General features: G+C 39.2%; 23 protein-coding genes. 2 read left to right on the forward strand and 21 right to left on the reverse strand.

Annotated elements, in window-relative coordinates; translation table 11 throughout:
* Window positions 1–33: 33 nt before the first annotated feature.
* From QFZ31_RS10515 to QFZ31_RS10585, 15 genes are all read right to left on the reverse strand, one after another.
* Window positions 34–1356, reverse strand: a complete 1323-nt coding sequence (locus QFZ31_RS10515) for an ABC transporter substrate-binding protein (protein ID WP_307302931.1) — start codon at window positions 1354–1356, stop codon at window positions 34–36.
* A gap of 12 nt (window positions 1357–1368) precedes the next feature.
* Window positions 1369–2181: a sugar phosphate isomerase/epimerase family protein gene (locus QFZ31_RS10520; protein ID WP_307302932.1), complete on the reverse strand. Its 813-nt coding sequence runs from the start codon at window positions 2179–2181 to the stop codon at window positions 1369–1371.
* Between the two features lie 18 nt (window positions 2182–2199).
* Window positions 2200–3252, reverse strand: coding sequence for a zinc-dependent alcohol dehydrogenase (locus QFZ31_RS10525; protein ID WP_307311500.1), 1053 nt, complete (start codon window positions 3250–3252; stop codon window positions 2200–2202).
* A 64-nt stretch (window positions 3253–3316) separates the two neighbouring features.
* Window positions 3317–4168: a helix-turn-helix domain-containing protein gene (locus QFZ31_RS10530; RefSeq protein ID WP_307302933.1), complete on the reverse strand. Its 852-nt coding sequence runs from the start codon at window positions 4166–4168 to the stop codon at window positions 3317–3319.
* A 287-nt stretch (window positions 4169–4455) separates the two neighbouring features.
* Window positions 4456–5466 carry a zinc-dependent alcohol dehydrogenase family protein gene (locus QFZ31_RS10535; RefSeq protein WP_307302934.1) on the reverse strand — a complete coding sequence of 337 codons (1011 nt, stop codon included), beginning with the start codon at window positions 5464–5466 and terminating at the stop codon, window positions 4456–4458.
* On the reverse strand, window positions 5463–6842 hold the full coding sequence (locus QFZ31_RS10540; RefSeq protein ID WP_307302935.1) for an ADP-ribosylglycohydrolase family protein: 1380 nt from the start codon (window positions 6840–6842) through the stop codon (window positions 5463–5465). The genes QFZ31_RS10535 and QFZ31_RS10540 overlap by 4 nt, the downstream gene beginning before the upstream one ends.
* Window positions 6843–6929: 87 nt before the next feature.
* Window positions 6930–7745, reverse strand: coding sequence for a carbohydrate ABC transporter permease (locus QFZ31_RS10545; protein ID WP_283864811.1), 816 nt, complete (start codon window positions 7743–7745; stop codon window positions 6930–6932).
* Window positions 7746–8687 carry a carbohydrate ABC transporter permease gene (locus QFZ31_RS10550; protein WP_307302936.1) on the reverse strand — a complete coding sequence of 314 codons (942 nt, stop codon included), beginning with the start codon at window positions 8685–8687 and terminating at the stop codon, window positions 7746–7748. It lies immediately after the preceding gene.
* 114 nt (window positions 8688–8801) lie between these two features.
* Window positions 8802–10091, reverse strand: a complete 1290-nt coding sequence (locus QFZ31_RS10555) for an ABC transporter substrate-binding protein (protein ID WP_307302937.1) — start codon at window positions 10089–10091, stop codon at window positions 8802–8804.
* Between the two features lie 440 nt (window positions 10092–10531).
* Window positions 10532–11737, reverse strand: a complete 1206-nt coding sequence (gene pobA / locus QFZ31_RS10560) for a 4-hydroxybenzoate 3-monooxygenase (RefSeq protein WP_307302938.1) — start codon at window positions 11735–11737, stop codon at window positions 10532–10534.
* A 21-nt stretch (window positions 11738–11758) separates the two neighbouring features.
* Window positions 11759–12607, reverse strand: coding sequence for an extradiol ring-cleavage dioxygenase (locus tag QFZ31_RS10565; RefSeq protein ID WP_307302939.1), 849 nt, complete (start codon window positions 12605–12607; stop codon window positions 11759–11761).
* A gap of 150 nt (window positions 12608–12757) precedes the next feature.
* Window positions 12758–12940 (reverse strand): 4-oxalocrotonate tautomerase, encoded by a 183-nt coding sequence (locus tag QFZ31_RS10570; RefSeq protein WP_179599365.1) that lies wholly within the window; start codon window positions 12938–12940, stop codon window positions 12758–12760.
* Between the two features lie 25 nt (window positions 12941–12965).
* On the reverse strand, window positions 12966–13748 hold the full coding sequence (locus tag QFZ31_RS10575; RefSeq protein ID WP_307302940.1) for a 2-keto-4-pentenoate hydratase: 783 nt from the start codon (window positions 13746–13748) through the stop codon (window positions 12966–12968).
* An 18-nt stretch (window positions 13749–13766) separates the two neighbouring features.
* Window positions 13767–14543, reverse strand: a complete 777-nt coding sequence (locus QFZ31_RS10580; RefSeq protein WP_307302941.1) for a 2-keto-4-pentenoate hydratase — start codon at window positions 14541–14543, stop codon at window positions 13767–13769.
* A gap of 16 nt (window positions 14544–14559) precedes the next feature.
* Complete coding sequence (locus QFZ31_RS10585) at window positions 14560–16023, reverse strand: aldehyde dehydrogenase (RefSeq protein WP_307302942.1); 1464 nt, start codon at window positions 16021–16023, stop codon at window positions 14560–14562.
* A gap of 237 nt (window positions 16024–16260) precedes the next feature.
* Here QFZ31_RS10585 and QFZ31_RS10590 point away from each other — a divergent pair, with 237 nt between their 5' ends.
* Together QFZ31_RS10590 and QFZ31_RS10595 are read left to right on the forward strand one after the other, a co-directional pair.
* Window positions 16261–17037, forward strand: coding sequence for an IclR family transcriptional regulator (locus tag QFZ31_RS10590; protein ID WP_373459842.1), 777 nt, complete (start codon window positions 16261–16263; stop codon window positions 17035–17037).
* 23 nt (window positions 17038–17060) lie between these two features.
* The gene (locus tag QFZ31_RS10595) at window positions 17061–17996 is read left to right on the forward strand and encodes an amidohydrolase family protein (protein ID WP_307302943.1); all 936 of its coding nucleotides are present in this window, start codon (window positions 17061–17063) and stop codon (window positions 17994–17996) included.
* A 171-nt stretch (window positions 17997–18167) separates the two neighbouring features.
* Here QFZ31_RS10595 and QFZ31_RS10600 read toward each other — a convergent pair whose 3' ends face one another.
* The 6 genes from QFZ31_RS10600 to QFZ31_RS10625 form a co-directional block, all read right to left on the reverse strand.
* Window positions 18168–19421 carry an anaerobic sulfatase maturase gene (locus tag QFZ31_RS10600; protein WP_307302944.1) on the reverse strand — a complete coding sequence of 418 codons (1254 nt, stop codon included), beginning with the start codon at window positions 19419–19421 and terminating at the stop codon, window positions 18168–18170.
* A gap of 102 nt (window positions 19422–19523) precedes the next feature.
* Window positions 19524–20786, reverse strand: a complete 1263-nt coding sequence (locus tag QFZ31_RS10605) for an MFS transporter (RefSeq protein ID WP_307302945.1) — start codon at window positions 20784–20786, stop codon at window positions 19524–19526.
* Window positions 20787–20885: 99 nt separating this feature from the next.
* Window positions 20886–23195 carry an arylsulfatase gene (locus QFZ31_RS10610; protein WP_307302946.1) on the reverse strand — a complete coding sequence of 770 codons (2310 nt, stop codon included), beginning with the start codon at window positions 23193–23195 and terminating at the stop codon, window positions 20886–20888.
* A gap of 216 nt (window positions 23196–23411) precedes the next feature.
* Window positions 23412–24167, reverse strand: a complete 756-nt coding sequence (locus QFZ31_RS10615) for a cyclase family protein (RefSeq protein ID WP_307302947.1) — start codon at window positions 24165–24167, stop codon at window positions 23412–23414.
* A gap of 47 nt (window positions 24168–24214) precedes the next feature.
* A complete protein-coding gene (locus QFZ31_RS10620) occupies window positions 24215–24985 on the reverse strand; it encodes an SDR family NAD(P)-dependent oxidoreductase (protein WP_307302948.1) in 771 nt (256 codons plus the stop codon).
* A 415-nt stretch (window positions 24986–25400) separates the two neighbouring features.
* Window positions 25401–26306, reverse strand: coding sequence for a fumarylacetoacetate hydrolase family protein (locus QFZ31_RS10625; RefSeq protein ID WP_307302949.1), 906 nt, complete (start codon window positions 26304–26306; stop codon window positions 25401–25403).
* Between the last annotated feature and the right edge of the window lie 48 nt (window positions 26307–26354).

Genomic DNA, 26354 nt, shown 5'->3' on the forward strand with positions numbered 1-26354 from the left:
TAAGGCACCTATCACTAATGAAGGTTTAATAGATTAATAATTTCCAGCCTTAATTTCTTCTTCCAATGCTTTTTGTTTTTCTTTCACTACTTCTGCCCCTGTCATTTTTCCTGCAATTAACTGCTGCATAACGTTCTCTGTTATATCATTTACTCGCTGCGGCATGAGAACATCGATATTATGAGAAAGACCAGCAGGTGAATTTGCCATGTTAATAACGTCCTTTGCCAATGCAGGAACTTTTAACGAATTGACATCCATTTCAACCGGGATAATTTTACTGTTTTCATACCAAATTTTTGCAGATTGGTCATTAAACATATAATCCAGGAATTTAGCAGTTTCATCCGGATACTGGGTTTTTGCGGAAATCACCATCGCAGATCCGATTCCTCCTGGTGCCGACAATGGAAGTTCCGGTTTCACGGAAGGCATTAGGAAAAATCCAACGTCATCTTTCATTTCTGTAATCATCTCTGCTACCATCCATGTTCCAGTTATACGCATTGCGGCTTTTCCGGAGAAAAACTCTTTATTTCCATCATCATAAGAAACGGATAACGGGCTTTTGGAAGTATAACCATCCTTTATCAACTTTTGAAAAGTATCCAATGCTTCGGCAAAGACCGGCTGGTCAAAGCCTTCTTCCTTGCTTAACACTTTTTCAATTTTTTCCTTGCCAACTGCAGCAGTATAAAACACACTTTCTAAATGGAATGCCGGCCATTGGTCTTTGTCATCGAATGAAAGTGGTATAATCCCTTTCTCCTTGGCCATTCCCGCTATCTGCAAAAACTCCTCATATGTTTTTGGAACATCGACACCTAACTCTCTAAAAATCTTTTTATTATAATAAACACCAATCAATTCTACTTCATTCCCGATACCATACCGTTTCTGGTCAAAAGTAACCAAATCATTTACCCATGCAGGAAAGCGCTTACTCCAGCCATATTGTTTATCATAGTTTGATAAATCCAAAGCTAGTCCGGATTTTGCTAGCACTCCCAAATATCCTGGTCCGGAATCGTACAAAAATAGGTCTGGTCCTTTATTACTATTTAGCGCAGGTTTAATCGTATTTCTTAAATCTTCATGTTTCATGGTGTTTCTTTTGATGTCTACGTTTGGATTTTCTGTTTCGTAATTTTTGATTATGGTTTCAATTATGACCCCTGAATCCGGCTGTGTAAGATTATCCCAAATCGTTAAGGTTATCTGCTCATCTTTCCCGGCTTCTTTCCGCTCTATTTTCGCATTATTGGTTGGCGCATTCATTGTAGAAGAACAAGCAGTCAAGGAGGTACTTAATAGAAAACCTGTTAAAATCAATGAAACAGACAATTTCTTACTCATAAATGCTCCCCCTTAAATATGGGTTATTTTTTGTACGTTTTTTAAGAATGTGATAGACTCTAGCAATGACTTTTGCGCTTCACCACTTAAACCACATTCATAAGACAAAAACCCTTTATATTGGATGTTATTCAAAAGAGCAAGAGGTTCGGCAAAATCCGTGTGGCCTTTTCCCGGTTCCAGCCTGTTACTGTCTGCCAAATGATAATAACCTATATAAGGATGATACAAAGCAATTGCCTCTTCTATTTTTGGTTCCTCAATGGACATGTGAAAAAAGTCTGCCATTACTTTTATCTTGTCACTGCCGACTTCCTTCGCGAGTGAAACTGCTTGGGAAACGGTGTTTAACATATGATCTTCGTACCGGTTCAAGGGTTCCAGGAAAAAATTAACATTAAATTTTTCAGCATCCTCTGCAATTCTTGTTAAGGAATCCAGCAAGGCTTTTCGATCCCCTTCCACACCTCTCGGAGGATGAAAAGGCGGCAATTTTCTTGAAAACATCCCATAAGCTGCTGGGGCAATTAAGCCTTGCGCACCAATCTCAGCGGTATATTGCAATGATGATTTGATGCCTTGGACGGCTTCGAGTCGATTCGTTTCATCAAAATCCCCAATCCAATAGTTATAACCTCCGCATACTGCACTTGCCTGAATTCCTGTTGCATGTGAAGCATGAAGAATTGAACGTGAAGTCTCTTTGGTTAATGGGCCTTCAAAATGGGTAATTTCCACTCCATCAAAGCCAAGGCTTAGAGCCACCTCAAAAATCTCCTGATAATTTTTTAATCCGGTTAACTTATCCTGCAAGGCAAATTTCACTATTTTTCCTCCTGTTCATTAAAACTTAACTCCCAGCTTTACGCTTTGATCTGGAAACAAATCTACATTTCTTTCATATCCTGACGCAGATTCTTCAAAAGGAACCACCGGATCTACGATGCCTTCACAATTAAGCATTCCTTCCGACAACATTTTCCAGCAAGTTTCTTCAATACGTCTCCAGCTCCAACGGGGGTAATCCGGATTGGGCTCACTACATGCTCTGGAGAATACAATTTTGGCATTATTAAAATGGGCTTCTCTGCCAAGATCCAAACCACCTTTAAAAGGACGAGCCCAGCCAACATATGCGATGGTACCTCCGTATGCCAATCCTCTTAACGACTGCTGAAGGGCAAATTCATTCGCACTTGTTTCAATGACAACATCGACACCTAATTTATTGGTTGCTTTCTTTAATTCCAAGCCTACATCCTGATTGAGGGGATCGAAGGCTTCATCTGCACCAGTATGTAATGCAACTTGACGGCGTTTTTCAATCGGGTCAACAACTGCAACATAGCTAGCTCCTGCTAATTTGGCCATTTGTGCTGCCAACTGTCCAATAGCACCTAAACCTATAATAGCGACCCGATCTCCTGCCCTAACATGGGCATCTCTGATTCCTCCCAATGCAAACTGGGCGGGATCAAAACATACAGCACTTTTCCAGGACATCTCTTCTGGCATTTTTAATAGGTAAAAGTTATTTACTGCGTTAACTATATGAGTTTCTCTAATCCCGCCATATCCGCAAACCCTGTCCCCAACCTTGTAATCGACAACCTCTGAGCCTGCTTCAGTGATGATGCCTACCCATTGGTTTCCTAGATTCCAATTTCCGAAATTAACGCCCTTTTTATCGGTTTCAGGACGTGGTAAAAAGGTGTGCCAAGATTCATCATAATACTCATCCATGTGCGGACTTTCTCCTCTAAAACCCGCCAGCTCCGAACCGTGCTTCGGTGAAGCGAACTCTACCTGAACCCTCACTTCACCTGCTTTTATTGGGCGATCCTCACATTCCAAGATAGCTGCCTTATGCGGTGCCACCGCGACTAATTGTTTTATCATATTGATCCTCCTCAAATAGAGATTTTTTCTATTTACTTTTGCTGTAGAAAAGGGGTTACCCCTATTGTTTAACAACCGGAATATTGCTGTTCCATTTTGTATTCATATTTCTATATTGGGTAGGTGATATGCCCACATAATTCTTAAATAATCTAGTAAACCCCGGGACTACTGTAAAACCAACCTCATATGCGATTTCAGTTACTGTCATCTCGGTCGACCTTAATAATTTTTTGGCACGGTCAATTTTTAGTTCCCGCTGTATTTGAATTGGTGATTTGCCAAAAAGTTCTTTAAAGCGATTACTTATATAGGTTGGGTGCAGATGAAACTGATTAGATAATTCTTTTAATGAAACTTCCTTTTCGGGATTTTTTACAATTTGGGTTAGCATAGAAATGAATCCCTTCGAATGATCCTGTTCAAAGACTTTTTCCTGAGATCTCATAATGTTTTCCAGCAACAAGTATAGAATTTCATAGGATTTCGCTTTTTTTAAGATGGTTTTAATTAAAAAATCTTGAGAATCTGTAATTTCCACAAAGTCTACAAAAACCCGCTCAAATATTTCAGGGTTTTGTAGTTTAAAAGTGATCGGGAGGTTAAATATTTTCATTACATCTAAAGCACTGCCTATTTCGTAAGTGAAATGGCACCATAAAAATATGGTTTCATCTTTTGTTTCTTTGTAATGGTCATGCTCAATATGGGGAGGAATGATGACGACGGTCCCAGGTGCTAAAGAATATACTTCATCCCTAATTCTTAGCTTTGCTTCCCCTTTCTTTATATAGGACATGACATAACTGGGAAGGGTACGGTTAAAAGTTTGCATTTCATTTCTCTCATGAATATCAAATTCCACTATTGAAAGTTCTGCACTTTGCAAAAGATAATCCATTATTGGATGCAATTATCATTCCTCCTTAAATTCAATCGTTACAACCTTTAAAAATGGTTGTTTCACTTTTTTTGTCCCTATGAAAAGGTTTACATTATTCATTATATGGACTTTTCAAAAAAATAACAGACTTGTAATAAAGTGATATTTAACTGTTTTACAGGTTGTGAAATATAGGAAATTCCACCATATGTTATTGAAAAAAGAGAAAAAAGCACTCGTTGCGATTTCGCATCAAATGCTTTGAATAAACTACACCATGCTTATATATTGGATATACCCAATTTCTTCCTGTTATTTTATATTTTTTCCGAATATCGGATTATTCCCTTCATTACATTCATCCTACGATAATCATCCATTATGGTCGGTATATCTTCCAACCTGAAATAGTGACTTAACAAAGGTTTAATTTGTATCTTACCCTGTTGAACTAACGATATCGCATGGTCATGTGTATGTGGATTAATAAAAGATCCTTTTATGTTTAACTCTTTTGAAAAAATATCAAATGGACTTAATTCAATTTTCATATCTGGTGCTGCTACACCAAACAATAAAATATTGCCGCCTTTTTTCGCCTTTTTTACAGCCTGTTCCATACTTTCTTTTCTACCCACACACTCAATAACGATATCAAAGCCTATTAAATGTTGAGAGAGTTCTTCCGGGGTGATTACTTCATCACCGCCTAATTGGATGGCAAGTTCCTGTTTCGTTTTATCAGGTTCACTTACTACAATTGGAAATGCTCCATACATTTTTGCCATTTGCAACATCATTAATCCGATATATCCGCCCCCTACTATTAACACAGAGGCACCTGGCCATATTTTTATTTGAGAAAACCCATGCAATACACACCCAAGCGGTTCAATCATGGCCCCTTCTTCAAATGAAATCCCATCCGGTATAATATAACAGTTACTAGAAGGAACAGCACAGTACTCTCCCATCCCTCCATCTCTAGTAACTCCAATTGCTTGGAGATTTTCACAAAGATGTTGACGATTCCCTCGACAATACTCACATTCACTACAATATATATTCGGGTCTATCGAGACACGGTCACCTAATTTAAACTTAGTTACGTTCTCGCCGAGTCTTACAATTTCACCAGATAATTCGTGACCTAACACAATCGGATATTCTACCGGTGCAGACCCAGGTTGTCCATGATATATGTGCTGATCAGTACCACAAATACCACAGGCTTTAACATTTATGATTACTTCATTTTCTAATGGAGATGGAATGGAAAGTTCCTTGATATCCATCTCCATTTTTTTCATTAATACGGCTGCCCTCATTGTCTATTTACCCCAATAGTATGATTAAGAGCATGATACATAGTCCGTTCTGCGAGCGTAGATATTTTAATGACACGGTCCATGCCCACTAGAGTTGTAATGGTATCATTTAAAGGAGAAATCCATTGCTTAGGTAATTTAGAAGCTCCATTCATTACTCCAAGGATAGAACCCACTGTAGCACCATTACAATCCGTATCCCACCCTGCCATAACTGCTATTGTTATACCTTTATGGAAGTCGCCTTTACTATATAGTAAGGCCATCGTTACTATTGCAGCATTATTTATTGTGTGAACTGCATTGTAGCCCCCATAGTATTCCTGAATTTTTTGGAAGCAATCTTCCCATTTTTCAAATTGGCGGGACCACTGAATAACTTGGTTAATCATTTTGGCTAACCGTGATGAAGGAGGGATAAACGATAACCCCTGATTAATGATTTCCTCTACATTGTTCCTGACAAAAGCTTCAGAAATCATGGCCGATACCCATAATTCACCATACAGTCCATTACTGGTGTGTGATAGCTTCGCATCTCGGTATGCCATTTCAGCCGCTGCTTGTGGATTTCCTGGATTTACCCATCCCCAAAGATCAGCCCTTATTTGTGCACCGATCCATTCTCTATATGGATTACGATAATTAGCGGTATCAGGGGGTATTTTTCCCAATATAAAATTTCTATAGGCAACACGTTCAGCTGTATAAACTAGTCTATACGGCATAGTTAGCAGCCACATTTGAGCAACATCTTCTGTGGTAAAAGCGGAACCATGTTTATCAAGTACTTGAAGATTTAAGATAGGATAATCCATATCATCATCACGAGGAGTTTCGTCTACTCGATTTTTTACAGCGGTTTCAGAATCTTCCTTAAATTTATAGCCCTCAGGCATTTGTTCTAGGGCAGGAATATAATCGTTAAGAGGAAAGGAATTCGTTAGCTTAAGATAGGAACAAACTTTTTCATAAGGCCAAAGTTCAACTGGTTTTCCAAGTGTACACCCCGCACTACGTCCTAACCATCCTCCATAAATTTTATCAAACAGATCTTCCTTAGATAAGTCTATTAGAGGATCTATAAAGACTCCTGAAGAAGGAGGCAGTATATGTCTTAATTCCTCAGGATGATTTTCTAATTCTTCTCGATTGGTCATTTGTAAAAGCTGTTCATAAATTGGTACCAGTTCTTTTTCATCCTCTTTGTTATATACTAATTCTTTTTCAAGGATTGCGAAGAAGACTTCTGTTTTGCTGCACCCTTTAGAAAAAAGCCATTCATCAAATTGCTTTCTTAAGTTACCAACTTCACAACCTTCTTCTAGCTTCTGTTGCAACTCATAATCTATAATTACCGGTAATAATGAATACATAGGAATTTGTCCTTTCTGTTCATATAAATAATTTTTAAGTTTATTATTCTTAAAATCCAATGAGAATTTATTTAAACTTGATGTAAGTTAAAACTTGACGCCACCTTCTTGCAACCCGGCAACGAACTTTCTCGTCATAAAGAGGAATAAAAGAATCATTGGGATAACACTTATTACTCCGCCAGCTGCCATAAGTGCCCAGTTTGTACTATATTTGCTGCCAAAGCTTAAATACTGAGCCGACACCGTTCTAACTTCCTCTATTTGTAATAAAGCATTTGCTAAAAAGAATTCATTCCATGTTCCAAGGGTAGAGAAAATCATCACGATTATAAAAGCGGGTTTACTGAGCGGTACAATGATTTTAAAGAAAGCTTGCAATGAATTGCACCCATCCACTTTTGCGGACTCTACCAACTCTTTTGGAATCCCAATCATATAAGCCCGAAGTAAAAATACATTAAAGGCAAAACCCCCGCCAACATAAGGGATAATGACACCCATGTAAGTATTTATTAGCCCAAATTTCACAGCCATAAAGAACAAAGGTATAAACCCAACAGGCAAACTCATAGAAATAAACAAATAGCCCATAAGCCAATTAGAACCAGGAGTTTGCAAATGGGAAAGACCGTATGCTGCTAATCCTGAAAGAATCGCAACTAAAATAACGGTTGTTCCCGTAATAATGATTGTGTTAATATAAGCAACACTATAATTCCCTTGAATCCATGCATTGCTATAGTTTTCGAATGTCCAAACTGATGGCAGCCCCATTGGGTTTGTAATAATTTCGGACTTTGTTTTAAAGGAATTAATAAGAAGCAGGTACATTGGAAATAGAGAATATATGCTCACTAAAATTAAAGGAATATGACGCCAATTAATTTTTGGTATTGACATTTATACATCCCATCCCTTCTTTTTTCTAATATATGCAAATGCAATAATGATAAAAATTGCAATAAACGTCTGGAACAAGGCAACAGCTGAGGCATATCCAGCCCTCCTGCCGGTAGTACTTAATGAATAGTAATAAGTAGATAATGTTTCCGTAGAATGAGCTGGTCCGCCTGCCGTCATAACGTAAACCATTTCAAATGCTCCAAAAGATCCTAAAATCGTTAATAGAGTAATAACTGTTAATGTTGGTCGTAATTGCGGGAGGAAAACATGCCTCAAAATTTGGTAGCGATTAGCACCTTCTATTTTCGCAGCCTCTTCCAAAGATTTATCCGTTTGAGTCATAGCGGCTAATAACCAAATGACATTTGTACCAAAACCCTTCCACATATCAGCAAATAAGACTGAAAATAATGCAATAGCAGGAATGGTAAGACCGGGCACTTCTAAAAATCCTAAACCTGCTTTATCCAAATAAAAATTAATACCGCTGAACGGATTATAAATCCAAAACCAAATTTGACCTGCTACTGTTACGGTAATAATGGAAGTAGAAAAATAAGTTGCTTGATAAAGTGTTTGTCCTTTATTTACTTTTCTCAACAAATACGCAACCAAAAATGCAAAGATAAGGGGAATGGTGATCCAGAAAAGAGTCCATTTTATATTATTAAAAAGTGCTGTAAAAACGACACTGTCTTGGAATGCTTCAATAAAGTTTGCTATGCCTATAAACTTTGGGGTATTCAGTCCGTTCCATTCTGTGAATGGCAAATAAAATGACATGACGGCAGGAATGGTCACGGCTAAAATATGAACCAAAAGACCAGGCAAAATAAAAAACCATCCCATCCAATTTCGTTTCCTATTGTGTTTCTTGTGTACGTTTGAATCTATAATGACAGAACTAGAAGTTTTTAAATTCGTATTTATCGTTTGCATAACCTGTACTCCTTTCAGAAAGTGGATTGATTAACAGAAGAACCAGTAATCTAGAAAACTATAAATATTTAGAGAAAGAAGGAGAAATGTTTCTTCTCCTTCTTTCAACCCTTATTAGTAGTTACCTAGATCAAAAAGAGTTTTTTCAACAATATCCTTCTCTTTTAGTTCTTGTAACTTTTCCAGCCATTCTTCAGGAGTTGTTTTCTTAAGGTATACGTTTGGAAATTCCTTAATAGCATTTACTACACGCGGAGAACCATAAGACCAACTTACGTAACCCGTCTCTCCCTTAGCGGCAGCTCCACTAATTAAATTCAGTGCTTCAGTCACATTAGGTTTTAAGTGCATATTACTGAAATCAGCATTTATTGGTTCTGGAATCCCATTCTTAGCCATTTCCTCTACAACGTCCTCATGAAAGAAATAACTCAATAGTTCTGCCACTTGATCTTTATGTTTGGATTTCGCATTAATAACTAAACCGCCTCCAACTCCTAGAGGGATAACAGGCTTTCCATTAGGTTCCCAGCTTGGGAAAGGAGCAAATCCGATATCAAAGTCTGTTTGAAGGTCAGATGCGAGAGACCATGTACCGTCTAATTTCATGGCAGCTTTTCCTTGTGCAAATAACTGCATGCTATCTTCTTGAGAAATAGCATGGGATTTTTTATCGCTAAGATATCCATTATTCCAAAAATCAGAATAACGTTGAACAGCCTCTATGATTTTAGGGTCTGTCCACTTTTTATCTCCGGAGAACAGTTGTTTCGTCCCGTCCGGACCTAATGTACTGTTCACAATGCTGGTGATCCACCAGTTATCACAATCCGCACAATCCGCGGTTCCCCATGCTAGAGGAATCAAGTCCTTCTTTTTAAATTCCTTGATTAGACTTTCCAATTCATTGTAATTTTGAGGAACCTCCCAGTTGTTTTCCTTAAACAACGTCTTGTTATAGACTAGAACCAGTCCTTCGTAGTTCCAAGGAATTCCGATTGTCTTTCCCTCAAAGGCATATGCATTCTTAGCCCATTTGAACATCTCTTTATCATATTGATATTTTTCATAATATTTATCTAATGGCTCCACATATCCCTGCTTAAAACTCTCTTTTGCTACAAAAGGGTCCATTAGGAGTAGATCAGATCCCTCACCGGCAGCTAACGCCGTTTCAACTTCCTTTATAGTTACTTGCTTAATCTTATATTCAGGGTGATCTTTTTGATATAAATCATACATAGTTTGTAAAGCTGAACTTTCTTCCCCCCAGATGGCAGCATCAGGAACCTTTATAACGTTCTTGGAATCTCCTGAGGACTTCGAGCTGCAACCTGAAATAACCAAAACTATTAATAATAAAACTGAAAGAAACCCTTTCCTTGCATTCCTAATACTCCTCATTATAAAGCCTCCTTTTTCTTAAATAAGACATGACCTAAACAATCAGAGTTCGATTATATTTTTTTAATATGAAAATCAAACTCTATTAAGTTTAAATCGGGGCCATGCATAGAAAACTTGGTATTAAATTCTTCCCATTACCCCTCCTTCATCTGTATAAAAGGTAATTGATTTAATTAAATGCTAAAATTAAGCGTTTACATTGTTATTATATTTGATTATTTTTAAATTTTATACATCTCGAATACATACGTATTTAACAGTTTTACAGGTGAAGCCCCAATAATTAGAAATTACTTTCCACCTTTTTCTTATTACTTTGTAAAAAATAAATATAATAAAGATTTATTTTAATATGTTAAAAGGCACCCTCCTGTGTGGAAGGTGCCATAATCATTTTAGTTATGTTTGTATTCGCTTTCAAAACAGACTTAACATATTTATATTTTTATCGAATAATTAGTCTGAATTTCCATCGGTAACCCGACGTAATTTTCTGCTAGACTGGTCGCCGCTGCATGTGAGGAAGTCACATAATCTAACTCAGCCAGTTGAATGTTATATTCAAAAGAGCTTTGTTCAAAGTTACGATGCAGCATGGTCGTCATCCAATAAGAGAACCTTTGAGCTTTCCAAATACGGCGAAGACAAATTTCTGAATAACGATTTAGCAAATCTTCCTCACCAGAGTGAAAATATTCACTCAAGCCCTTTGCCAATACTTGAACGTCGGCTGCTGCTAAATTTAACCCTTTCGCACCGGTTGGAGGAACAATATGAGCGGCATCTCCCACGAGGAATAGGTTTCCATAACGCATCGTTTCACATACAAAGCTGCGCATGGAAACAATATTCTTTTGAATAATTGGTCCATCTAGTATGCTCCAGCCATCCATGTCAACCCTTGCATGTAGTTCTGACCAAATACGGTCATCTGACCAATTCGCAATATCATCCTTTGGATCTACTTGGATATAGTGCCGCTGAATTTCAGGAGACCTTGTGCTTATTAACGCGAATCCTCTTTCATGGTTGGAATAAATCAATTCAGGATTGACCTGTGGTGTTTTTGCTAGAATTCCCAGCCAGCCAAAGGGATATATTTTTTGTTTTTCAACCCGTAGGTTTAATGGAATTGCCTTTCGGCTCGGGCCATGAAATCCATCACAGCCTGCAATAAAATCACAGTTTAATTCTTCAAAATCTGTTGCATTTTCTGGCAGGAATCGGATTATAGGGGAAGAAGTTTTGATTTGATGAAGTCTGACATCCTTGACATTAAAGAAAATTTTAGCTCCTGCTTCTAGACGGGCTGCAACTAAATCTTTAATCACCTCATGTTGAGCATATACAGTAATCTTTTTTCCTCCAGTCAGTTCATGCATATCGATTCGATGTCTTCTACCATTAAATTGCAATTCAATTCCATGGTGGATATGCCCTTCCTTCATCATTCGGGCACCGACACCAGTTGCATTCAATAAATCGACTGTTCCTTGCTCTAATACACCTGCACGAATTGTTCCTTCAATTTCTTCACGCGAGCGAGATTCTAGAATGATAGAATCAATCCCTTGCAGATGCAATAAATGTGACAACAAAAGTCCTGCAGGACCTGCTCCAATTATTCCTACTTGAGTACGCATATTTTCCCCTCCTATCCAAAGTTATTTAGCAAATTCGGTTTCTTCCGTCGTTTCAGGGAGTGTAACTACTTTTTTTCCAAATGTTATAACAGCATTCCAGCTGCCGGACGATTGACCATCTGCCAGATATGCCGGCTCCCAGCCATCCTCTATCATACTGAACAACATGGCAAGGTGACGTCCTCCTGACTCTACCCTGGCATGCCTCGCATATTCAGGCAGCATTTCATAAGCTGCTTGATAATTCTTATTCATCATAAATTCAATAAACTGTTTATCCATCGCATGTTCCGTAACCGTCGGCGTATTATGTCTGCCGCGGACTAAATTATGAGACAATGCACCGCTGGAAACAAAAACAACCTTCTTATCAGTCTCTCTTAAAACTTTGGCAATTGTTTGCCCCCATTTATATGTTTCTTCTAAATTGGCTGCCAAGGTGACAGATAAATTAATTACCGGAATATCTTCATTTGGTACCAAGTATCGCAAAGGAACAACACTGCCATAATCCCAAAGATAATAAGGATCATTCACACCTTGAACCTGGAGTCCTGCTTCTACTCCTGCGTTTACTAATTGATTAGCCAATTCTTCATCACCAGGGTAATGATAAGCAACATCCTTTATTAAATCCGGTGCTTCAAAAGCGGTGAGAATTCCTTTATGAACTGGCGTGCAGTCTACATAATGGAAGAAAGTAGACGGCCAATGACAGGAAACCAATACAATTACATCTGGATTTATTTCCTTCAACTGTTTCCCAATTTCCTTCATAGCAGCAGCCATATCCTTTTGGAATTCCGGTACTAAATCCTCATGACACATACTCGGAACGTGAGGAGCCAACATACTAAATTCAATCGTCATAACAAAACCCCCTTAATAAATTTTTCATCCCAGAAATCTTTTAGCTTCGCTTCGGTCACTATAAAGAATCACTCTTAGCATGGAGGTATCTACCACCATGCTAAGGTCATTTATTTATTTATTTATTTATTTATTTATTTATTTATTTATTTATTTTTCTACAGGCTCACCGGCTTTTCCCCAATGCGTCTTAGGGATCTCGGTTACGATTACTCGTATATTCTCTTTTGGAGCATCCAAGGTCTCCGAAACTGTATTCGTTACATTGCGAATTAATTCTGCTACTTTTTCTTTTGGTCTTCCTTCCATCATTTGCACTTGAATAATAGGCATGAAAATCCCCTCTATTTACAAATTTCTAGTCAGTAACTGTAAATGACACTTCACCAAAACCATCAAATTTTCCGGTTACGATATCGCCAAAGTTCAACTTAACAGCAGCCGTAATGCCGCCAGTTAGGATCACGTCACCCTTCTTTACCTTGTCACCCTTCCTTGCCAGCATATTTGCCAGCATCGCGACAGAATGGGCGGGGTGTCCTAGGACAGCAGCTCCTGCACCCAATTCCTTGATTTCACCATTAATCGAAAGCGTTGCGCCGACAAGGTCCAGTTCAAATTGTTCCGGTTTTTTCAAGGCTGTTCCAAACACAACCCGTGATGTTGATGCATTGTCCGCAATCACATCCGGCAACGTAAATTGGAAGTTTTCATAACGGCTGTCGATGATTTCCAATGCCGGAAGAACGTATTCCGTTTTCGCAAGAACCTGTGCCCCGGTTATTCCAGGACCCTCAAGATCTTCCCCCATCACAAAAGCAACTTCTGCCTCTACTTTCGGATGAATCACATCACTTAAGCGAACTTTGCCGCCATTTTCAATCAACATATAATCGAAAACATATCCATAGATAGGCTCTTCAATGCCCATTTGCTTCATTTTGGCAAAGCTTGTTAAGCCCATCTTAGGACCAACAATTCTTCTTCCTTCATTTAATTTGCGGTTTACGATTTCTTGTTGAACAAGATAGGCTTCCTCCACCGTCAAATCCGGCTTCAGGCTCACAGTAACCTTCGGAACTTCACGCCTTTCTTCCTCCGCTGAAACGAGGTAATTGGCAATTTCCTTATATTGACTCATTAATAATTCTCCTCCGTTCTAAAAATGCACGCTTACCTGCCCAATGTGTGCGAATCTTGCCGTAAATGTATCTCCGGCACGCGCTTCTACCGCTGCCGATAAGGCTCCTGAGAGAATCACTTCACCAGCACGCAATGGAATATCAAATTCAGACAATTTATTAGCCAACCATGCTACACAATTGGCTGGATTGCCTAATGCTGCCGCTCCAACCCCAGTATTGATTAACTCGCCATTTTTGTAAAAAGCCATCCCGATAAGCTCTAGTTCGACATCTTCGACCTTCACTGGCTTGCCTCCAAGAACATAAAACCCAGACGAAGCATTATCTGCAACTGTATCTGCTAGCTTTATCTTCCAATCCTTTACTCTACTATCAACGATTTCAAGCGCTGGAACAATATACTCGGTTGCCTGAAGAACATCTAGAGCAGTAAGATTCGGTCCACGTAATTCCTTTTTTAAAATAAAGGCAATCTCCGCTTCTACCTTTGGCTGTAACACTTTCTCGGTGGAAATAAAACCTCCGTTTTCAACCACCATGCTGTCTAATAGGTGTCCATAATCCGGCTCATCAACACCCAATAGATTCTGCATGGCCAGGGAAGTTAATCCAATCTTTTTTCCTACAATTTTCTGTCCTTGTTCTATCTTTTTCTTTATGTTTTCTAGCTGAACATAATAGGCTTCCTTTACGGTCAGCTCAGAATCAATAGAAGTAAGCGGTATAATTCCAACTCGAGTGGACTCTGCTTCTGCCAGGTTTCTTGCAAACTCTTCTATTTTACTTGTCAACTGTCTTACACCCTTTCTATAGTTTAATCGTTATATTTGATAATTCTGAGTAGAAATCAATGCTATGCATGCCGCCAGTTCTTCCGATACCACTATTTTTCATTCCGCCGAATGGGGTACGAAGATCGCGTAAGAACCAAGTATTGACCCAGATAATTCCCGCTTCAATTTGATGAGCAACACGGTGGGCACGTCTTAAATCATTGGTCCAGATGGTCGCACTTAAACCATAATGGCTATCGTTCGCCTGCACAATCACTTCTTCTTCCATATCAAATGGCATAACCGTCACGACAGGTCCAAATATTTCTTCACGAACACAACGGGAATTCCGGTCCAAACCAGTAATAATCGTCGGCTCTAAATAATAACCTTTCTCGAATCCTTCTGGACGTTTACCGCCTGTAAGAATGTTCGCACCATCATTTCGAGCAATCTCAATATAGCTATTTACACGATCATAATGTTCCTTACTGATTAATGCGCCAACCTTTGTATCTTCATTTTCCGGCTGACCAACTTTTAGTGTTTTTACTTTTTCAACAAATTTCTTTAAGAATTCTTCATAGGCCGGACGTTCTACGTAAATACGTGAACCGCATAAGCAAACTTCACCTTGGTTAATGAAACTAGACTTAATCGTCGTTTCAACGACTTCATTTAGGTCTGAGTCGGCAAAAATAATATTTGGATTTTTACCGCCTAATTCAAACGATAGTTTTTTCAATGAACTAGCTGCTGCTTTCATAATTGCAGAACCTGTTCCTGGTTCACCGATAAAAGAAATTGCATCGATATCTGGATGTTCTGAAATGGCACCGCCGGCAGAATTCGGACCGAAACCATGAACTAGATTGACAACACCATCTGGTACACCAGCTTCCTTACAAATCTCCATTAACAGTGTTGCGGTCATGGGTGTCCACTCAGCTGGTTTAATAACAGCAGTGTTCCCCATCGCAAGACAAGGTGCTAATTTCCAAGTAAGTAATAGTAATGGCAGGTTCCAAGGTTTGATGATACCAACAACCCCCACCGGACGGCGGTAAGAATAATGAATGGCTTGGTCATCCTGCTGATTTGCATCCGTGTTAACAGAAATCATATAATCAGCAAAAAAGTGGAAGTTGTACGCTGCCCGCGGAATATCGATGCTATTTGCCAACCAAAATGGTTTACCTGTATCCAAGGATTCTAAGCGGGCAAATTCCTCTTGCCTTTCTAGGATCAAGTCACCGATACGGCGAAGAATTTTCGAACGTTCTCCTGTTGTGATATTTTTCCACTTTCCATTTAATGCCCTGCGAGCTGCGGCTACTGCATAATCTACTTCTTCTTTTCCGCCTTCTGCAACCGTTCCTAATACTTCTTCTGTGGCTGGATTAATATTTTCGAATGATTTTTTATTTTGAGATTCAACGAACTGCCCATTAATGAAGTGTAAGCAATTAATCGCTTTTACTTTTGTTTCTACTTGCATGTCCTGATTCCTCCTAATTGGAAAAATTTTATTAATATTCACAATTTGATGGTAACGCTTCCGAGTTTCACATACAACGCTTGTGTTGCTCTATATGCAACAAGTATGAAGAATTTTAAAATAAATTTTAATAGTTCAAATTATTTTAATTTTCCCTTTTCTTTTAAAAAACTTTCTGCTATATTGCGTACTATAGAACAACATTGTTTTCTATTTTGAAACAAGGATGTGAGTCACTTGGAAATTAAAAATCAGGAAGATCAATATCTTTCCTCTGTTAAGAATGCGCTAAGAATATTAAAAAGCTTTACGATGGATGAGCCTGAAAAAAAAGTTAGTGATATTTCGACCTCACTTGGACTTAATAAAAGCACGGTTAGCCGAACGATGGCAACACTGGCTAGTGAAGGCTTTGTTCACAAAGACCCTGAAACGAAAAAATATAGTCTTGGCCTCTCACTTCTATCGTTAAGCAGTATCGTGAATAGTAATACAGATGTTTACCGAGAATCTTACCCAGTTTTAAACCGGCTTGTTGAAAACCTTGGTGAAACCGCTCATATTTCTGTTATAGATAAACTAGAAGTTATTTATTTACAAAAAGTAGAATGTAATCATCCCGTAAGATTCTTAACCCATGTTGGCAGACGTAATCCTCCACACTGTACAAGCTCCGGTAAAGTGCTGCTTGCCTATGCAGATGAGGAACTGGTTAACGCAGTCCTCGAACAAGGCTTAGAAAAATACACAAAAAATACGATTACAGACCCTGATAAACTCCTTGCTAATTTAAAAGAAATTAAGAAAAATGGATATTCTACTAGTTTTGAAGAGCTAAATGAGGGAGTAAATTCCATTGCTGCACCCGTTTACGATTATAGAGGTAAAGTGATTGCAGCCTTGTCAGTTGTCGGACCGAAACAAAGAATTCAATCTCATAAGGTTCAAGGTTTTGCCAAGAAAATAATAGCCGCTGCCAAGGAAGTCTCAGAACGAATGGGATACAGAGGCTAATTTTATTAAAAGGAGCTTATCATATGCATGACTTTCATACTCATTTTATTCCGTCAGATGTTATTACCTGGCTACAGGATAACAAGGAACAGGTAAATGCCAAATGGATTAGAAAAGAAGAAAACAAAGATGAGTTTTTATTTATAAACGAAAAATGGGGCTTTGAACTAAAAAAAGCCTTTATTGATAGCGAACTCTACTTAACACAACAGGAAAGCGCGGGTGTAACTCATTCTGTTGTTTCTCCCATCCCACAGCTTTTCCTTTACGATTTTCATGATGAAATTTCAACCGATATTTCAAACGTTTACAATCATTCATTGGCACAGTGGTCTAAATCAGCACCTCAGAGAATCTCAGCATTAGGCACCGTACCCCTTACCAACCCAGACAAAGCAGCCCAAGTCTTACAAAATGCCATGAATCTTGGATTAAAAGGAGTCATTATCGGTCCTGGTCTTCCAGGTCAGATGTTATCAGACGATTTTTTCTCACCATTTTTTGAAGAAGCGAATCGCCAGAAAGCAATCGTCTTTATCCATCCATTGTTGTGTGAAGACCCTCGATTAAATAGAAGAATGATGCCCAATTTAATAGGGGTGCCATGGGAAACAACTGTTTGTGCAACGGACATTTTATTAAGCGGTTTGATTGACCGGTTTCCAAACGTAAAAATCCTGTTTGCCCATGGCGGCGGTTTTCTACCTTATCAAATCGGCCGCCTGGATAAAGGTTATGAACAGTGGAAACTTGTATCTTCCAACCTTACGGCGCCGCCATCTGAATACTTGAAACGCTTTTGGTATGACACCGTATTGTGGAATAAAGAAAGTATGGATTTTCTCGTTAAAGCAGTTGGGACAGACCGGGTTGTTCCTGGATCTGATTATCCTTTTGATCTGTCTGTATGGCCTCCGGCTGAGAAATATCAAGTGGGATCACATTCTTTACTAGGTTAAAAAAGAACTCCGGCATAGTTTTCATATGGCGGAGTTTTTCTTCTGCTATAAATCTCTAAAACACAATATCAGAACTCTTTCATTTGAGAAGATTACTAATATATAATGGATTAATCTCCTCAAAAAAACAGTAACGCTAGATAAAAAGAACTTTTTCTTCCAAGTGGCCAACTATTGTTTAATGATGAGCGGTGCTTTAATTACATCTCGAATTTTAGCTGCAGGGAGACCATTTTCAATAAGTTGTACCATTACTTTCATATAGCGATGAATATGGTGAAAATATTTCTTATAGCCCGCGCAAAGATAGTTTAATCCAGGTTCTCCATTGGGAGCTTTTAAGAAACGGTGTTTTGGGCATTCACCATTGCAGGCAAATCGGACCTCACAATTTTGGCATACTTGTGGAAGCGAGGTTTCTTTACTTCTTCCGAATTCTACCTGTCTTTCAGAATGGATCATATCTTCCGGCCTATCTGTCATGATATTTCCAATGCGATATTCAGGATACACATAATGATCACAAGAATATACATCCCCGTTGTGTTCAACCGTCACTGCTTTACCGCACTGCTTTGAGAACACACAGATGGATGAAGGCAGTCCGAGCCATGATTCAAGAGCCCACTCAAAATTCATAATATTGATTGAACCAATGTCATTCCTAACCCATTCTTCAAAAATCTCAATTAAAAAATCCCCATACTGTTCAGATTCCACGGTCCATGGTGAAACAGCCGGCTCTTGTTCAACATGTTTTAAGGAAGGAGGTGTTGCATGCCTTAATCCTAAACTAATAGCTAATTCGTCCGGAATTCTTTCCACAATTGGTATAAATTGAACAAACTGGATTCCATATTCCTTTATAAACTTATATACCTCTTTTGGCCGCCTGGCTGATTCCCTGGTGACGCATAAAAGGATATTATATTGGACTTCATATTTTTGTAATAGTTTTAAGCCCTTCATGACCCTGGAGAAGGAGGGCCTCCCTCCACGGTCAACCCGGTAACGGTCATGAATTTCCTGAGGTCCATCCATACTAATACCAACAAGAAAATTATGTTCTTTTAAAAAGATACACCAGTCATCATCCAATAGGGTTCCGTTTGTTTGCAGGGAATTAACGATTGTTTTGTTCCCTGCATATTGGTGCTGCAGTTCTACTATACGATGGAAATAATCTAGTCCCATCAGAGTCGGTTCACCGCCATGCCAAACAAACTGTATTTCTGGTATATCCTGTGAGGTTATATACTTTTCGATATATGATTCTAATACTCTATCAGACATGCAAAAATTATTTTTCGGTTGAAAAAGAACTTCCTTTTCCGTGTAAAAGCAATACTCACAGTTAAGATTGCAGATTGGACCAATTGGCTTTGCCAGCATATGATATCCTGATCCAATTTTTTCTAGGTTCAATTCATCATCTCCTTTGTTATGAATTGTGTATTATTCACTGCGAATTTACCTGCTATAAACCCATACACATGGAATGATTTTCTAACTGTTCCGAAAAGCTCTTTATACAGTAATACTAGTTCCATAATCTTCTGAAATCTTACTAGATACTTTTACTGGTGCAGTTTCCTTGAGTAAAAAGGATAACAAGAAGAATACAACTGCCGTCCCGCTCGCAAGCCATAACGGTGTGTACAAACTAAACTTATCAGCAAGGATTCCAGCAATCACAGGGCCAGCTGTCCCCCCGATGATTTCTCCGGTAAGAACAACACATGCGATCGCAGTTGCAGCAAATATCCTAGGAACGGACTCTGACGGTATGATGGCAAGATAGAGCGGCTGTGCACCAAACCCAATGGTAAGAACAAAAATAGAAATAGCTAATAGAGCAAAGTTTGTATGGAAAGCTGCCACTGAAAGCGGAAGTAAAATAGCGATTAATGTTGCTGGAACAATGATCGTCTTTCTACCAACTCTATCAGATAAAAACGGCAGAAGAAATTGCCAAACGAACATACCAATCCCCATGATCCCTAAAATGGCTCCATATTGTGCTTCACTATAGTTCGAAACACCTGATAAAAATAGCGGCATGAAACTGGTAAATACTAATAGGTACATCATGTAAAAAATGGACATCAGCATACTGACCCAAACATTCCGGGTTTTAAATACACTTTTATATTCCTGAAACGTTGGTTTTACTTTTTTGTGGACAGTACCTTGGCCGATATTAAAATTTGGCTCTTTCATATAAAACATTAGTATCACAGCTAGAACGATCCCCGGAATGGCCAAAGCAAAAAACGAATATCGCCAATTTGTTGCAGCTGCGATTGCCACGACGATTACAGGAGCAAGAGCATTCCCCAATAATGCGCCCGAACCCTGGATTAATCCCAGATTCGATCCCCTTCTTTTAGGCGTTGATTCCGCCATCATGGTAGACTGAACCAACGGAATAACTGGCCCCTCTGTAACTCCCATCAATAAACGAACTAGAATAAGTGAACCAAGCCCGGCAACTAACCCTGAAGTAAAGGTGGCGATGGAAAAACCAAGAATAAAAATGATTAACGTGAGTTTCTTTTTGCCAATAAAATCTGAAACACTAGCAAAAAGTAAGGTTGAGAACCCCCAGGCAATGCTCGTAGCCCCAACAATCATTCCCATTTGAGTATTACTCAAATCTAACTCCTCAGCTACAAATGGAAACAAATAGATAATACTTAACCTGTCCATAAAAACAAGACCAAAGATCAAAAATAAAAGAATAAGCAGGTTATTTTCATACCTAAAAAATGATTGGTTTTTTTTACTCACAACTACACCCCTTTATTGAATTAATAAAGTACTGCATGGGAGCCCTCCATCCATTAGGCTATCCCATGCGCTTTTATCGATTTTAATTAAAGTAAATCATTAATGCTGACCCGGGATGAACTTGGTAAGATCAAACTGAACAAAATTGAATTTACCTGTAAACGCGAAATCTCCATTCTTCTTATACTCCTTCGTAACAGGGTTCATCGCATCCCTTCCAATGCTTAGACCTTCAATACTGACCATGGTTGCTGTTTGTACTTGACCTTCACCACCTTTTTTTCCATTGATGTAAAGAGTACCATTACCGCCGGCCATACTTGTTCTATTAAAAACAAACTTAACTTCCGATTTTCCTTTTGGTACATTGACGCTGGATGTGATCTTTGAGATAGTATCAAATTTGTTATACAAGAATTCAAGCTTGTTATTCTTGATGTAGAAGGTAAATCCACCAATTTCATCTCCCATTGCAGCTAGTACCCCGGAACCTCCCTCTGTTATAGGTACCGTAATCGTAAAACTATTGGTATTTACCTGCGGCATTGCCTTAGGATTAAGGGTTCCTACCCCTGGGTAATACTTGAATGTTGTCCGGTTTGCTGGAGAATCTGCTGTGACATACCCCATTTCTGCAGGAGAGCCCTCAGTCAATGGCAACATATTATGTTTTTCGGCCTCTGACATAAATAGCTCTTGAAGTTCCTTTAGTTTTTCAGGATATTTGTTGGCAACATTTGTGGATTCCGTATAGTCTTCACTCACCTTGAACAATTCCCATACATCCTCATCGAAGGATGTTCCATTCTTATGAACAGAAATCGCCTTCCATCCGTCGTGATAGATGGCTCTATTTGGCTGGTGATAAGTTATAGCTAGGTTTCTAACCTCAGGTGCATTGACGTTATCAAAAGTGCTCACAATACTTGTACCGTACATTGGCATTTGTGAAACTCCCTTTAATTCCTGTGGGGGTTCAACTTCAAGGACGTCAAGCACGGTTGGAGTAATGTCCGTTACATGAACGTACTGACTTCGGATGCTTCCTTTGTCTTTTATACCATTTGGCCAGGAAATAATGAGCGGATTACGTAAAGCACCGGCATATACGCTTCCCTTATATTTATTAAACGGAGTATTACTTACCTGAGCCCAGCCTTTAGGATATAATGCCTGCATCTCTGGTCCGCCAATCAGTTCATATTTTTTCATTAAGTCATCTACAGAAGCTACCCTGCCTGCTGTAAGTGCACTAAAAAAGCTGTCAGTACCATTTTCTCCTCCTTCTGGGGCTGCACCGTTATCACCTAAAAGGACAATCATGGTATTGTCGTACTGTCCGGTTTCCTTCAAATAACTTATCAGCTTGCCAACTTCCTCGTCAGCCTGTGTGATGAATCCAGCATATGCCTGCATAAATCGTTTATATAGCTTCTTTTGCTCTTTAGAAAAACTTTCCCATGGCTTCACACTCGGGTCAGATTTTGCAAGCGTGGTATTTATCGGGATAATTCCAAGTTCCTTTTGACGCTCAAATCGCTCCATGCGGATGGTATCCCAGCCTTTATCATAGACACCATCGTACATATCGATATATTTTTCCGGAACCTGTATTGGGGAATGCCCAGCACTGAAGGCATAATTCATAAAGAACGGCTTGTCCGGATAAATCGAAACGTGGTCCGTAATATACTGCTTAGCATGTGATAGCAAATCATCATTTAGGTTATACCCATCGGTCTTTGGAGCTTCAATCAGTTCATTCCCATTAACCAACTGTGGTTTGAACTGGCCAGTTTCCCCATCCATATAACCGTAATATCTGTCAAAGCCTTTAGACAGAGGCCAGTAATCGAAAGGTCCTGCTGGAGTCACTGTATAGATTGGAGCAATGTGCCATTTTCCAACGCCGAATGTGCTGTAGTTGTTTTCTTTTAAAATTTCGGCTACCGTTCCCGCAGCAGGGGTGACACCCCCTTGGAAATTCGGTCGTTCAGGTCCTAACGTTACATTTGCTACATTCCCCATTCCGACAGAATGATTTTCCCTTCCAGTTAGGAGTGAGGCTCGTGTTGGTGAACAAAGTGGAGTAGTGTTAAAGTTATTGTACCGAAGTCCATCAGCAGCTAGCTGATCTATATTAGGCGTTTTAATTTCTGACCCATAGGCACCAAGGTCAGAGAATCCAATATCATCTAGGACAATGTAGATAATATTTGGTTTTTTCTCACCATTCGCATATTTGATTGGGTTTGTTGCGGCTTTATTCGTATTTTCTTTAGGTTTTTCGCTTGTTTTTGCGAATGAAATATTTGAGCTGCATGCTGTCATTGTGGCTGTAAGGGTGAGCATTGAACCAATTGCAAGGGCTTTCATAATAGGTTTGGAACCAGAATACCTGTTTACCAATTTCATTCCCCCTTTAAAAGAATAGATTATTTCTTTCTATAAACCTCTTACATTCCAGTGCTAAAGTTGCATACCTCCCCATTTCCAATGAGTAAGCGCTTAACTTATATAAAAGTATAGGTTAGTATAAAATATTAGAGAATATAAATTCTTGTTTACAGTAATACGAATTTTATATATATTCTGTTAATTATGTCTATTAAAGGAAAAGTTGGTTTAATCTATAATTGCTACTGCCCGGGTCCATCCACCGCTTGCACCCTTAATTTTCACTGGGAATACCGATATCTTAAATCCATATGGTGGTAATTGATCTAAATTTGCTAGTTTTTCAATTTGGCAATATTCTTTCTCTTTACCAGCATAATGAGCGGCCCAAAGTACACCTGGGCGTGGATTTTCCTTATAATCCGCTGCTTGAATGGCCAGTGGAGTATCCCAGCCCCAGCCGTCTGTCCCCATCACTTTTATGCCTTGTTCAATCAGCCAAAGAGTGGCTTCGGCCGAAACCCCTACATGTATTTCACTATAATTGGGCTCGTATCGTTTTTTATCCGCATCACAGCGAATCATTACGATATCAAACGGCTTTAACTGGTAATCTATTTTTTGTAATTTTTCCTGTAGGTCTGAAATGCTTACTGCATAACCCGCAGGCTTGTCGGTAAAGTCAAGGACAACACCATCACTGAAAAACCATTCAAGCGGGAGCTCATCAATGGTCCTCGAAGGTTTCCCTTCTGCTGTTGGCCAATAATGCCAGGGTGCATCAACATGGGTGCCGGCATGGCTTGTCAGAGACAGAAACTCCCCGGCAAGTCCCTTTCGCTCTGGAAAATCATCCGGTGTGACACCAACCAACTTTGCTCCAAATTCAGCGCCCTCTTCATGCGTTTCATAACGGATTGTAAATGGAAGTGGATCTTTTAACTCTTCTTCGATTGAAACACTTAAATCTATTATTTTAGACATACGTCACCCTCCGTTTTTGTTAGCTATTTATTAAGGATTTTGTTCTACTATGCAAATACACCGCCATCGACCGGCATGGCATGCCCGGTTATAAAAGAGGATTCATCCGAACTCAACCACAAAATGACATCGGCTACCTCTTTAGGCTGACCCATCCTCATCATCGCCTGTTCATTTGTAAATTTCTCTCTTAATTCTTGATTATTTCTTAAATTTAGACGCCCATCCATAATCATCGGTGTCTCAATTGCGGTAGGGCAAACAGCGTTCACGCGAATATGTTTCGTTGCATATTCAAGTGCGGCTGTTTTCGTTAACCCAATCACGCCATGCTTCGTGGCTGAATAAGGAACATTATTGGGATGTCCTTTTAAGCCGGCAGCAGAGGAAACATTAACAATTATTCCTCCACCTTGTTTCAGCATTTGGTTTAATTGGGCTTTTACGGAATACCACATGCCGGTGAGATTCACCGCTAACACTTGATGCCAGCGATCCTCCGGATACTCATGTGTTGGAATACTTACACCACCCGTTATCCCTGCACAATTTACCGCATGATCCAGCCGTCCAAAATGCTCCACAGCTGCTTGAACCATCGCATCCCCATCAGCACTTTTTGAAACATCACTTTTAATAAAAAACGCATCTCCACCAATTGATTCAATAGAAGCTAAGGTTTGCTGCCCACCTTCATCATTAATGTCAGCTACGATAACTTTTGCTCCTTCCCTTGCAAAAGAAATTGCTGTTTCCTGTCCGATTCCTGAACCTGCACCACTGACTAAGCAAACCTTTCCTTCAAATCTTTTGGGCAATGAGTCACCCCCTTATACAAGATAAATTGAAACCTCACCAATTTAGCATTTATGATTGATTTGTGTAGGTTTTGTCCTAATGAACCTTTCATGGGGACCATTTCTATCAAATTTCGAATAGATTTGACCTCATTAACCCTTCATGAGGACCATTTCTACTAAATTCCCATGTGGTAGGGTCTCATGAGCCTTCCAAGAGACCCATTTCTATCAAATTTCCAATAAGTTGGGCCTCATGAGCCTTCCATGAGGACCATTTCTATCAAATTTCCAATAAGTTGGGCCTCATGAGCCTTTCATGAGGACCATTTCTATCAAATTTCCAATAAGTTGGGCCTCATAAGCCTTTTATGATGCACATTAATCAAGCTTCGTCTACTTTAATCGAATCTTCCCCACCTACCATCTCCTGCAATTAAACAATCCTGTTTTTTAATACTCCAAGTCCCGTAATTTCCAATTCCACTTCATCTCCAGGTTCTAGCCAGCGGTACTTGTCAGTTCCCAATTCTAAAACACAGCCAAACCCAACGGTTCCAGAGCCGATGATGTCACCCGGGTACAAGGTAACATCCTCTGATGCCCGCTCAATCATTTGGCCGAATGAATAGTAAATATCTTTAAAATTCCCATGAGACCATTCTTCTCCGTTTACTTTCGCAGTCATTTCCAAGTCAAACACATCACCAATTTTGTATTTCTGCAATTCATCCTTTGTTACAATCCAAGGACCTATAGAAGTAGCAAAATCTTTTCCCTTTGCTGGTCCGAGTAAAACCTTCATTTCCTGAGCCTGCAAGTCTCGAGCAGACCAATCATTCAAAATCGTATATCCGAAAATATACTCCTCAGCTTCACTTGCTTTAATGTTTTTCCCTTCTTTTCCAATGATACAAGCCATTTCTAATTCATAATCCAATTTCACACACTTCTTAGGTCTTGCCACCTCTTCACCGGGTCCCCTCATAACATTCGGGTTTGAAAAATAAAAGATTGGTACTTCATACCATTCTGGGGCAACCGTGTTTCCATGTGTTGCGGCTGCGTTTTTTACATGTGTTTCAAATGCAACATAATCCCGGAACGTACATGGATTTGGCAGAGGAGCAAGCAGTTCAATTTCGTCGATTGGATAGGTTGGCTGAACCTCTTTTTCTATTGATTGGATAACTGGCAAATAAGCTTCTTGATTTTCCAACAATTCGCGTATGCTGGCAGGTAATTTTCCTTGACCAGCGAGCTGCATATCCACTACTTCCTCGCCGCACAGCCATCCGGCACGTTGTTCCCCTTTTGGATTTCGAAAAGTAATAAATTTCACGATCTCATCTCCTAATCTATTAAAACTAATAAAGGATATCTACTTAGA

Source organism: Neobacillus niacini, assembly GCF_030817595.1.
GTDB classification, from domain to species: Bacteria; Bacillota; Bacilli; order Bacillales; family Cytobacillaceae; genus Neobacillus; species Neobacillus niacini_G.